The sequence below is a fragment of the Streptomyces sp. JJ38 genome, assembly GCF_019303475.1.
Lineage (GTDB): Bacteria > Actinomycetota > Actinomycetes > Streptomycetales > Streptomycetaceae > Streptomyces.
In genome coordinates this window covers 90273-102700 of record NZ_JABLSI010000016.1, presented here as the reverse complement: position 1 = coordinate 102700, position 12428 = coordinate 90273, and the positions used below count along the sequence as shown (strand labels likewise).

The window sequence follows — 12428 nt, the reverse complement described above, 5'->3', positions numbered from 1 at the left end:
GCGTGCCACGGCACCCTGCGGGCCGGGGGGGGGGNGGGGGGGGGGGAGCGGGGTCAGGAGGGCCGCGGCAGGCGGTCCTCGACGAGGCGCACGACGTCCCGTCTGCTGGTCTTGCCGGACCGGTTGCGGGGCAGGGCGTCGAAGAAGAGGAGCCGGCCGGGCCGCATGTAGGCGGGCAGCTCCCGGCCCAGCCGCTCCCGCAGCGCGCCCTCGACGGCCCGCAGGGCCCCGGGCTCCGCCCCCGCCTCCTCGGGGACGAGGGCCAGGTGGAGTTCGGCCCGGCCGCGCAGGACTTCGGAGAGCACCGCGACGGCCTGGGCGACGCCCGGCGTGCGCTCGGCCACGGTTTCGACCTCGCCCAGCTCGACCCGGTGGCCGCGGATCTTCACCTGGTCGTCCGCCCGGCCGTGGAAGGTGAAGAGGCCGTCCGGGCCGACGCGCACCAGGTCGCCGGTGCGGTAGGTCCGGGTGCCGTCCTCCCCGGTGGTGAACGACCGCGCGGTCAGCTCCGGGCTGCCCACGTAGCCCCGGGCGACGCCGAGGCCGGACAGCGACAGCTCGCCCACGACGCCCGGGCCGGCCGGCCGGCCCTCCTCGTCGAGCACGTGGGCGCGCAGCCCGGGGATGGGCACCCCGATGGGCTGCGGGTCGCGGTAGGGCGGCGTCACCTTCGCACACAGGCCGCAGACCGTGGTCTCGGTCGGCCCGTAGCCGTTCCACAGCGTTCCGGTGACGCCTTCGAGCTCCTCGGCCAGGGCCGCCGTCAGGGCCTCACCGGCGCTGACGAGGTGGGTGAAGACCCGCTCCCCGGCCAGGAACGGCAGCAGCAGCCGGAGCTGGCTCGGGGTCGCGAACGCGGCCCCGGGCGGCCGGGAGAGCAGCCACCGGGCGAAGAACTCCGGGTTGCGGGCGCAGCGTCCGGGCGCGACGACGATCGTCCCGCCGCTGGTCAGCGGCGTCAGCATCTCGGGCACCGACATGTCGAAGACGACGCTGCTGTGCGCCAGCATGCGGTCGCCGGGCCCGAGCCCCAGGGCTCCGGAGAAGTAGTCGAGCATGTTGAGGAGCCCGGCGTGCTCGATCTCCACGCCCTTGGGCAGACCCGTCGAGCCGGAGGTGAACAGGACGTACGCGGCCGGGGGCCCGGCCTCGGCGCCGGTCGCGGGCGGCGGTGTGGCGGCGACCTCGGCGACCGCCGCACGCACGACCCCGTCGGAGCGTGCCGCGTCGCTCACGACCGCGCGGCAGTCGGCCTGCCGGACCTGGTACCCGCGCCGCTCGGCCGGGGCCGCCGGATCGAGCGGCACCGCGACCGCGTCGAGCAGCCAGGCGGCCAGCAGGCTGACCACGTAGGAGCCGCCGTAGCCGCACTCGACAGCGACGCGGTACCCCGGCCGCACGCCCTGTGCCGTCAGGGCCGCCGCCTGGGCGCGGGCCGCCGCCAGCAGGGCCGCGTAGGTGAGCTCGCGGCCGTCCGGCTCCCGCACGGCGATCGCGTCGGGCGCCCGGTCCACGTGGTGCAGGAACCGTGCCAGGGTGGCGGCGGGCGCCGTCGCCGGGGTTCTGCTCGCGGTGGCGTCGGCCGCGGGTGCGGGTGCGGGCGCGGTCATCGGTTCTCCTCCTGTGCGTGTGCGGCCCGGGCGAGGCGGGTGAGTGCCGCCAGGGTGGGTTCGGCGAAGAAGTCGACGAGATCGACCTCCGCGGCGAGTTCCTCGTCCAGCCGGGCCAGCAGCCGCAGGGCCTTGAGCGAGTGCCCGCCGAGGCGGTGGAAGTCGTCGCCGGGCGCGGCCCGTTCGATGCCGAGGACCTCGCACCAGAGCGTCGCGACGGACTCGGCCAGCGGGTCCGGTGCGTCCGCGGTGCCCGCCACCGGCCCCGGCCCGGCCGTGTCGAGGGCCGCGAGCAGGGCCTGGCGGTCGGCCTTGCCGTTGGGCGTCACCGGGATGCGGTCGACGACGCGGAGGGCCCCCGGGAGCAGGTAGGGCGGCAGGGCCTGGGCCAGCTGCTCGCGCAGCGCCTGGCCGTCCAGCGCCACCGGCGTCCCGTCCGGGCCGGTGACCGGGACGGCGAAGGCGACGAGCTCGGTGCCCTCGGGCGTGCGGCGGGGGAGGACGACGGCGTCGGCCACCCCGTCCCGGCCCCGCAGCGCCCGGGCGGTCTCGGCCGGTTCGACCCGGTGCCCGCGCACCTTGACCTGGTCGTCGAGGCGTCCGACGTACGCGATGCCGCCGTCCGGCAGGACCCGTACCTGGTCGCCCGTGCGGTACAGCCGTCCCCCTTCGGCGGAGAACGGGTCCGGCACGAAGGCCGCGGCCGTCAGCTCGGGGGCGTCGAGATAGCCGTGCGCCAGCCCCGCGCCGCCCACGTACAGTTCGCCCGTTCCGCCAGGCGTAACCGGCGCGCCGTCGGCGTCGAGCACGTACGCCGTGCTGCCGGGCAGCGGCGTGCCCAGGGGCACCACACCGTCGGCCAGGTCCCGGGGGGTGACGTCGTGGGTGGTGCTGAACGTGGTGTTCTCGGTCGGCCCGTAGCCGTTGACCAGGCGGGCCGGCGGGGCTGCCGCGAACAGCCGCTCCAGGCGGCGGTCGTCCTGCTTCTCGCCGCCGAACAGGAGCACCCGCAGGTCGCGGAAGGCGTCGGGGGAGAAGTCCACGAGCTGGTTGAGCAGCGTGACCGTCAGGAACATGACGGTGATCCGCTCCTCGGTGAGGAAGGCGCGCATCCGGCCCGGGGACAGCACCACGTCGCGGTCCGCGACGACGAGCGTGCCGCCGCCCGCGAGCGCGCCCCAGATCTCGAAGGTGGCGGCGTCGAAGGCCGGGTTGGAGACGTGGGCCACCCGGTCCCGCTCCGTGAGGGTGACGAAGTCCGCGTCCGGCACCAGCCGGCTGACCGCCCGGTGCGGCACCACGACCGCCTTGGGCCGGCCGGTGGAGCCGGAGGTGCACATCACGTAGGCGACGTCGGCTCCGGTGACGGGCGGCGGGGCGAACGGCCCGCCGCCCCGCGCCGTCAGCTCGTCCAGGCGGTGGACGGGGACCAGGTCGGAGAGCAGGTCCGCGGTCGCCCCGTCCGGGACGAGCGCCGCCCGGGCCGCGGCGCGCACCATCGCGCGGGTGCGCCCGCCGGGCTGGCCGGTGTCGAGCGGCAGGTACGCGCAGCCCGCGTACAGCACGCCGAGGCAGGCGACGACCGCCGGGACCCCGCGCTCGGCCGGTACGGCCACGACCGTGCCCCGGCCGTACCCGGCCGCCCGGAGACCGGCCGCGACCGCCGACGCCCGCCGGTCCAGCTCGCCGTAGCTCAGCTCCCGCCCGCCATGGCGCACGGCGACGGCCTCCGGCCGCTCGGCGGCCCGACGCCGTACCCGCTCGTGCACGGCGACGAACGTCCCGGCCCCGGTCGGCGCCGGGACGGGTGCCGGGGTGTGCGCGGCCGCCGCGAGCGGGGCGTCCGGCTCGGCGAAGGCGTCCTCGACGGCCCGCAGCACGCGCCGGTGGACGTCGGCACCGCGCTCCGCGCCGAACAGGTCGGCGGACCACTCCAGTTCGCAGACGGTCCCGGCGCTCCCGCGCGTCACCGCCCACAGCAGCTCGAACTTGGCGGTGCCGGTGGGAATCTGCTCCCGGTCGGCGGCGTGCCCGTCCAGCCGCAGGCCGCACCCGGCCGCGTCCAGGTAGGTGAGCGCGGCCTGGGCCAGCGGGGCCCGCCCGGCGGAGCCCGTCCCGAGCGCGTCGACGATCGCCTGGAACGGCACGGGGCGGGCCAGCGCACGGGTGATCACCCGCCGCGTGTGGCGCAGCAGCTCCCGGGCCGTCGTCCCCGGCGGAACCCGGAACCGCAGCGGCACGAGGTCCACGAACATGCCGATCTCCGCGGCCCGCTCCGGCTCCCGGGAGGACACCGGCACGCAGACGACGAGATCCCGGTCCCCGGTGACGGCGACGAGGGCGGCGACGTAGGCGGCCGTCCAGGCCATGAACCCGCTGAGCCGCTCCTCCCGCGCGGCCCGGAGGAAGGGCTTCAGCCGCTCCGGGTCCGGTGTGACGCGGTGCGCTGCGCCCCGGGTGCCGGGACGCGCGGGGCGCGGCCGGTCGTGCGGGAGCCGCAGGCCCTCCGGGCGGTCGGCGAGCGCGGCCCGCCACTCCTCCAGGGCCGTCCCGGGCGCCGCGTCCGGGGCCACCGCGCGGGCGCGGACCGGGATCACCCGGCCGCCGTCCGGCCCGGGAGCGGGCTGGCCCGCGTAGAGCCGCTGGAGGTCCTCCTCCAGGAGCGTCAGGGAGACCCCGTCGCACACCAGGTGATGGAGCGTGAGAACCAGCCGGCTCCCCGCCTCGCCCTCGTCGACGACCAGGGCCCGCAGCAGGGGTGGCCGGGCGAGGTCGAACGGGGCCCGGGCCTCGGTGTCGACCAGCTCGCGCACGCTCGCCTCCGGGACGCCCCGGGCGTCCACCCACCGGCAGGGCACCACGGGCTCAGGCGCGGTGACGGTCCGGCCCGGCCTGACGAAGCCCCGCCGCAGTGCGTCGTGCCGCCCGGCGAGCGCGTTCAGCGCCGACCGCACCCGGTCGACGTCCAGCCGGTGCGGGAAACGGTAGGCGACGCAGATGTGGTGGACGGCCGTTCCCGGGTGGAGCTGCTCGACGGCCCACAGCCGCTCCTCCGGCCCGGTCAGCTCGCGGCCCTCCTGCCGGGCCTCGCCCCCGTCGGGGCCGGCCAGCGCCGTGACGAGGGATCCGAACTCCGGGTACTCGTAGAGGATGTCGAGGTCGAGCTCGGTGCCGGTCAGCTCGCGCAGCAGCAGCGCCACCTCGACGGCGAGTACGGAGTCGCCGCCCTCGTGGAAGAAGTGCGTGTTCTCCTCGATGACGTCGAGGCCCAGGGCGGAGCGCCAGGCGTCGGCCAGTTCGGCGCGGAGCGTCCCCGGCCGCGCGTCGCGTCGCGTCGTCGTGTGGTCAGTCACGGCCGGCCGCCCCGGTGTCGTCGGCGGAGCGCGTCACCAGCCGGTCGCCGATCGCCAGGGCGTCCAGCGTCGAGCGCGCGAAGGTGGCCACCGCCTCCTCGGGCGTGCGGACGATCGGCTGGCCCTTGAGGTTGAACGAGGTGTTGACCACCATGGGGATGCCCGAGTCGTCGCCCACCCGCCGGATCAGCTTCCAGAACCGCGGCGCGGTGGCCCGGTCGACGGTCTGCACCCGCGCGGAGCCGTCCACGTGCGTGATCGACGGAAGCCGCTCCTGGTAGGCGGGCCGCACCTGCGTCACGAACAGCATGTGCCGGTACATGGACTCCTGCTCCGGGTCCAGTTCGAAATAGGTGTGCGCCTCCTCGGCCAGGACCGCGGGAGCGAAGGGGCGGAACTCCTCGCGCTGCTTGACGACCGCGTTCAGATGGGCCCGCATCCCCGGCGCCGTCGGGTCCGCGAGGATGCTGCGGTTGCCCAGCGCCCGGGGGCCGAACTCCATCCGGCCCTGGAACCACGAGACCACCCTGCCCGCCCTGATCAGCGCGGAGACCTCCGCGAGCAGCGCCTCCTCGGACAGCTCGCGCACCCGGTAGTCCGGGCCGAGCCCCGCCAGCGCCGCGTCGATGTCGGCGGCGCCGAACTCCTCGCCCCAGTACGGCATCGTCATCGCGGCGGGCGGGGCCGGGACGCGCCGCCGCAGCTCCGCCAGGGCCGCGCCCAGCGCCGTCCCGTCGTCGCCCGAGGCGGGCTGCACGAACACCCGGTCGAACAAGCCGCTCCGGGCTATCAGACCGTTGGCCGTGCAGTTGAGCGCCACACCGCCGGCCATGCACAGGTTGCGCGACCGCGCCCCCTCCGAGACGGCCGTCCGCAGCACGGTCAGCAGGCTCTCCTCCAGCCGTCGCTGCAGGGCCGCCGCGATGTCCATGTGCCGGCTCTCCACCGGGGCCTCCGGGTGCCGCGCCGGGCCGAACAGCTCCTCCAGCCGGCGGATCGCGCCCCGGTGTGTCTCCCGCTCCACGGGCGACTTGTCGTGTGCCAGCACGGGGACCACCAGCCGCCCGCCGGACGTGTGCCGTACGAGCTCCTCGGCCTGGTCCGCGTACCGGCCCGCGTCGCCGTAGGGCGCCAGGCCCATGATCTTGTACTCGTCCATGCCCGGCAGGAAGCCCAGGTACTGGGTGACGACGCTGTACAGGATGCCGAGGGACGCGGAGACGGGGTACGTCCGGGCGAACCGCAGATCCGGACCGTCGCCGTGCAGCACGGATGTCGCCTCGCTCTCGCCCATGCCGTCCGCCACCAGCACCGTCGCGTCGGCGAACCCGCTGAGGTGGTAGGCGCTGGCGGCGTGGGCCAGGTGGTGCCGGACGCCGGTGAACTTCGACTCCCAGTCCTGGTCCGGATAGTGGGCGCGCAGGACGTCGAGCTGCACCTCCCTGCGGTAGACGTCCTCGAACCAGCGCCGGGCGAGCGCGTCCCGCTCGAAGGCGGGGGACGGCTCGTAGCGGAAGCCGTGCGCCACGACGTCCACGTCGTCCAGGCTCACCCCGGCCGTCCGCAGGCACGCCTCGATCGCGTCCACCGGAAAGGCCCCGGTGCCCTTGTTCCCGTCGTGCCGCTCCTGGGCCGACGCGGCGAGGACGCCGTCCTCGCTCACGAGGGCCGCGGCGGAGTCCAGCCCCTGCACGACCCGCTGCTCCCGCCAGTCCAGGCCGGGCAGCATCTCCTTCTTCACGGACATCGACCGGTCGAGTCCGCTGATACCGAGCACCAGCACGTCAAGCTCCTTCCGTTTCGGTCGGGTCGGTGAGCGCGTCGGTGACGGCCGTGACCCATGGGTCCCGCATGAGCTGGTAGTGGTCGCCGTCCGCCGGGGACACGCGGAGGGACCGGGCGAGCCGCCGCCATCCGTCGATCGCGGCACCGCGCGCCCGCGGCGCACCGTCCCGGGAGACGACGAGACGGACGGGCCCGGCGAACGAGGACGGCCGGTGGCCGGCGAGGCCGGAGAGCATGTCCTGCCAGAACCCCATGAGCGAGGCGACGAGGCCGCCGTCCAGCTCGGCCAGCGCCTCCGGGTCCACCCCGAGGAGTTCCAGCAGCCGCCCCGCGCCGTCCTCGGCCAGCAGGCGCCGCGGCCCCCGCCGCGCCACCTCCGGCCGCAGCCGCTCCAGCCGCTCGGCGTCGGCCCGCGTCTCCCCGCCGTGGTGGGGAGACGCGTCGACGACGACGACGCGCTCGGCGAGGACGCCGAGTTCGGCGAGCCGCACCGCGACCTCGTGGGCGAGCACGCCACCGGCCGACCAGCCGGCGACCACCGGCCGCCGACCGCGCAGCCGTGGCGCCAGCTCCCGGGCGTACCGCCGGGCCGTCGCCGTGAAGTCGGCGGACCGGGTGCCGCCCGTCAGATCGCCCTGCACTCCGAGGACCTCGAAGGAGTCCCGCACCCCGGCGACCAGGTCCAGGTAGCAGAAGAGCGTGCCGCCCAGCGGGTGGACCAGGACGAGCGGCCGGGCGCCGGCACGGCCGCCCATGGCCACGACGCTCCGCTCGCCGCGGGCCGTGGCGAACAGCGCACCCCGGGCGGACTCCAGGAACGCGGCCTGACCCGCCACCGTGGGCGTGCGGTAGAGCTGCCCGAGCGGCACGGGCGTGCCGAAAGCCGCACCCAGCTCGGCGGCCAGCCGGACGGCCAGCAGACTGTGGCCGCCCACCGCGAAGAAGTCGTCGTCCGGCTCCGGCCGCAGGCCCAGCGCGCCCCACACCGCCGCGACCCGCCGTTCCGTCTCGGACCACGCCGGCGCGGCACCGCTCGTCTCGACGGCGCGGGTGTCGGCGTCCTCCCCGGTGCGCAGCGCCCGCCGGTCGAGCTTCCCGCTGGGCGCCAGCGGGAGGGCGTCCACGGGCACGAAGCGGGCCGGGACGGCAGCCGAGGGCAGGCGGGCCGCCGCGTGCTCCCGCAGCTCCCGGCTCCCCACCGGCCGGCCGCCGGCCGTGACGACGTTCGCCACCAGCCGCTCCCCGTCCGGCGCGCGGCCCACGAGCGCGCCGGTCACCGCCGGGTGGGAGCGCAGCACGGCCTCGACCTCCTCGGGCTCCACGCGCTGGCCCAACACCTTGATCTGGTGGTCCGCCCGGCCCAGGAACTCCAGATCGCCCCGCTCGGTGCGGCGCGCCAGGTCGCCCGTCCGGTACAGCCTGGCGCCGGGCGCGCCCCACGGATCCGGCACGAAGCGCTCGGCCGTCGTCCCGGGCCGCCCCAGATAGCCGCGCCCCACTCCGGGCCCGCCGATGTGGAGCTCGCCCACGGAGCCCGGCGGCACCTCGTCGCCGAAGTCGTCCAGCAGGTGCACGCGGACCCCGCGGCAGGGTGTGCCGATGGTCGGCCCGGTGCGGGCGTCCACCCGGGCTACGGTGGCCTCGACCGTCGCCTCGGCCGGACCGTAGGTGTTGAAGGCCCGCAGCCCCGGCCGCGCGGCCAGCCCGCGCCACAGGTCGGGCGGGCACGCCTCGCCGCCGACCGCGAGCAGCCGCGGCGGATGCGGGGCGTCCAGCAGCCCGTGGTCGACCAGTACCTGTGCCTGGGCGGTCGTGATGTCCAGGACGTCCGCCGCGCGCTCCGCGTCGTGCGCCCACTCGACCAGCCGCGCCGGATCGCGCCGCTCCTCGGGGCTCAGCACGCACAGCGTGTGCCCGTCGAGCAGCAGCAGGACCTGGCCGAGGAAGAAGTCGGACACGTAGGCGGAAGTGCCGGTCACGACGCGCAGGGGACGGGCGGGGCCCGGCGCGTCCACGGACCGCGCCCGCTCCCGCAGCGCGCCCGTCGCGTAGTTCGTCAGACCGCCGTGCTCGATCAGCGCGGCCTTGGGCCGCCCGGTGGTGCCGGAGGTGAAGATCGCGTAGGCGAGGTCACGGTGACCGACGGCCGGCAGCCCCCCGGCATCGCCCGCCGCCTGCGTGGCGGAGGCGAGGTCGAGCACACGCGGCGTCCGCGGCCCCCGCGGCACCGCGTGCGGCGCCTCCGTGACGACCAGGGCGGGCCCGGCGTCGTCCAGGAGCTCCCGCAGCCGCCGCTCCGGCAGGTCCGGGTCCAGCGGGACGAACGCCGCCCCCGCCTTCCACACCGCCCACAGGCTGATCACCACCGGGACCCCGGGCCGCAGCAGCAGGCCGACGAGCTCGCCCCGGCGCACCCCCTCGGCGCGCAGCCGGTGGGCGAGGGCGTCGGTCCGGGCGTCCAGCTCGGCGAAGGTCAGCCGCTCCGCACCGTGCTCGACGGCGACCGCCTCGGGCGTCCGGGCCACCTGGCGGCGCAACAGCTCCGGTACCGCGGCCCTCTCCGCCTCGGCGCCCCCGCCGGGGTCCACCGCGCGCCAGGCCGCCAGCCGGGCGCGCTCGGCCCCGCTCAGCAGCGGGGTCTGCCGCAGGTCGGCCCCGGCGTCCTCCGCCATCGCCGCCAGCGCCCGCAGGTGGTAGTCCCGCAGCCGCTCGGCCTGCGCGGCCGAGATCTCCCTGTTGTCGTACTCCAGCTCCATGCGCATGCCGCCCAACACCGGCTCGCGGCTGAAGGTGACGCTGCACGGGAAGTCGGTCAGCGCCACGCCCTCGACCCCGCTCCCCGGGCCCTGGGTGTCCAGGGCACCGGATCGGGCGAGGCCGCCGTACTGCGCGAAGTTGTTGTAGGTGAAGCTGACGTCGACCAGCGGTCCGCCCCCGAGCTCGCGGCGCAGCGCCGCCATCGGATACCTGCGGTGCGGCAGCAGGTCCCGCTCCGCGCGGAAGGCGTCGCGGGCGAGGTCGGCCCAGGTGCCCTCGGGCAGCCGGAGGCGGAGGGGGAGGGTGTTGAGGAACAGGCCGCGCACCTCGGTGCCGTCGGTCTCCTCCAGCCGTCCGTTGGAGGTCAGGCCCGTCACCACGTCCGACCGGCCGGTGACCAGCCCCACCACCCGCAGGTGGGCGGCCAGCACCACGCTCTTGAACGGCACGCCCGCGTGGGCCGCGAACTCCTCCAGCGCGTCGACGACATGCGCCGGGACCGACGCGTACAGGACGCCGTCACCGTCCGGCTCACCGTCGTCCGCCGCACGCCGGGGCAGCCGGACGTCGGGGCGGTCGGCCAGTCGGCCGCGCCAGAAGGCGGCGCTGTCGGCCGAGGCGAGGGCGGCGCGCTCGGCGGCGACGAAGTCCCGGTACGCCGACCGCAGCGGCCGCAGGACGACGTCCTCCCCGTCCAGCAGTGCGCGGTACACCTCCGCGATCTCCGCCAGCGTCGACGCGACACTCCAGCCGTCGAGCATGGCGTGGTGCTCGGTGACGGTCCACTGGAAGGACGTGTCGGACAGCACGTGCAGGGTCATCCGCATCAGCGGAGCCGTCTCCAGGACGAAGGGCGTGGCGTGCTCCCGGCGCACCGTCGCCTCCAGGGCCGCACGCTGCGCGTCCGCGCCCTCGCCCCGCACGTCGACCACCGTCAGCGGCACCTCTGCCTCGGCGTGGACGAGCTGCAGCGGCTCGCCGTAACCCGTCAGCGACAGCGACGTCCGCAGAGCCGGGTGCCGCCGCGCGACCAGCCGCAGCGCCCGCCGGAACGCCGCCTCGTCGAACCGGCCGGACATCGGCAGGCTCTCCACGTTGTGATACGGGTTGCGGTCGGGGTCGCGCTGCATCTCGTAGACCATGCCGACCTGCAGTTCGGCCATCGGGTAGGCGTCGACGACCCCGTCGGGCAGCCGGCCCCGGTCCGCGGCGGAGACCATGGCGAACGGCTGCCGCGGGGGCGGCCATCCCGTGTCCGCCGCCGGCTCGTCCTCCTCGGCGGCCTCGGCCAGCTCCGCCACGGTCGGGGCCGCGAACAACTCCGGCAGCCCGAAGCGGAGCCCGGCGTCCCGGGCGTGGCCGAGGATCTGGATGCTGCGGATGGAGTCGCCGCCGAGGTGGAAGAAGTTGTCGTGGCGGCCNTCGTGGCGGCCGACGCGGTCGACGCCGAGGACCTGGGCCCAGATGTCCGCGAGCGCCTCCTCGCGGCCGGGCAGGGGCGGCTCGTAGGTGGTGGTGAGTTCGGGGCGGTCGCTGGTGGGGGCGGGGAGGGCCCGGCGGTCGAGCTTGCCCTGGGAGGTGAGGGGGAGCGCGTCCAGGGTGACGAAGTGGTGCGGGATCATGTACGGCGGCAGGGCATGGCCCAGGGCCTCGCGGAGCTCGGCGGTGGTGGGCGGGTTGCCGTCGGGGACGAGGTAGGCGACGAGCTCGGTCGTGTCGCCGTGGTCGTCCCGGGCCGTGACGACGGCCTGCCTGATACCGGGCTGTTGACTGAGCTGGGCGTCGATCTCGGCGGTCTCGATGCGGAAGCCGCGGATCTTGACCTGGGAGTCGGCCCGGCCCAGGTACTCCAGCGTGCCGTCGGGCCGCCAGCGGGCGAGGTCGCCGGTGCGGTAGAGGCGGGTGCCGGGCCGGGTGGTGGTGAGGTGGTCGGGGACGAAGCGTTCGGCGGTGAGTTCGGGGCGTCCGGTGTAGCCGCGGGTCACGCCGGGACCGGCGACGTGCAGTTCGCCGGTGACGCCGACGGGGGTGGGCTGTCCGTGCGGGTCCAGAACGTGAGTGGAGAGGTCGGGCAGCGGACGCCCGACGTTGCTGTGCTCGGCGCCGAGCTGCCGGGGATCGACGTTCTGGGAGGTGACATGCACGGTGGTTTCGGTGATGCCGTACATGTTGATGAGGGTGGGGTGGGTGTGGCCGTGGCGTTGGGTCCAGCGTTGGGTGGAGGGGAGGTCGAGGGCTTCGCCGCCGAAGATGATGGCGCGGAGGGTGTGGTGGCCGCCGTGGTGTGCGTCGGTGGCTTCGTATTGGCGGAAGGCGGTGGGGGTTTGGCTGAGGATGGTGACGTTGTGGTTGTGGGTGAGGGTGTGGAAGGCGTGGGTGTCGCGGCTGGTGTGGTGGGGGACGACGATGAGGTGTGCGCCGGTGGTGAGGGCGCCCCACATCTCCCAGACGGAGAAGTCGAAGGCGTAGCTGTGGAAGAGGGTCCACACGTCCTCGGGGCCGAAGGTGAGGCGTTGTTGGACGGCTGTGAGGAGTCGGGTGACGTTGGCGTGGGTGACGGTGGTGCCCTTGGGGTGTCCGGTGGAGCCGGAGGTGAAGATGACGTAGCAGGCGTGCTCGGGTCCCACGTCCTGGGGCGGGGTGATGTTGTCGAGGTCGAGCGGTTGGGTGAAGGCGGGTTGGCTGACGTCGATGGTGGTCCAGGGGCCTTCGGGCACGGTGTCGCGGGTGGGCTCGTGTACGAGGAGGAGGGGGGTGTGGGTTTCGGTGAGCATGTGGTGCATGCGGTCGGTGGGGAAGGCGGTGTCGAGGGGGACGTAGACGCCGCCGGCGAGCATGATGCCGAGGGTGGTCGTGACCGTCTCCAGGGAGCGTTCGACGCACACGCCCACGCANACACGCCCACGCATGTTTCGGGTCCGAC

Annotated in this window: 4 protein-coding genes; all 4 read right to left on the bottom strand. The window is 75.6% G+C overall.

The window, feature by feature from the left end; translation table 11 throughout:
* Positions 1 to 53 precede the first annotated feature (53 nt).
* From HPT28_RS11305 to HPT28_RS26775, 4 genes are read right to left on the bottom strand one after another with little or no spacing between them, the layout of a single operon-like run.
* Positions 54 to 1610 carry an amino acid adenylation domain-containing protein gene (locus HPT28_RS11305; RefSeq protein WP_219090890.1) on the bottom strand — a complete coding sequence of 519 codons (1557 nt, stop codon included), beginning with the start codon at positions 1608 to 1610 and terminating at the stop codon, positions 54 to 56.
* Positions 1607 to 4963 (bottom strand): non-ribosomal peptide synthetase, encoded by a 3357-nt coding sequence (locus HPT28_RS11300; protein WP_219090889.1) that lies wholly within the window; start codon positions 4961 to 4963, stop codon positions 1607 to 1609. The genes HPT28_RS11305 and HPT28_RS11300 overlap by 4 nt, the downstream gene beginning before the upstream one ends.
* Positions 4956 to 6746 carry a carbamoyltransferase C-terminal domain-containing protein gene (locus tag HPT28_RS11295; RefSeq protein WP_219090888.1) on the bottom strand — a complete coding sequence of 597 codons (1791 nt, stop codon included), beginning with the start codon at positions 6744 to 6746 and terminating at the stop codon, positions 4956 to 4958. The genes HPT28_RS11300 and HPT28_RS11295 overlap by 8 nt, the downstream gene beginning before the upstream one ends.
* A gap of 1 nt (position 6747) precedes the next feature.
* On the bottom strand, positions 6748 to 12414 hold the full coding sequence (locus tag HPT28_RS26775; RefSeq protein WP_257578418.1) for a non-ribosomal peptide synthetase: 5667 nt from the start codon (positions 12412 to 12414) through the stop codon (positions 6748 to 6750).
* Positions 12415 to 12428: the final 14 nt, after the last annotated feature.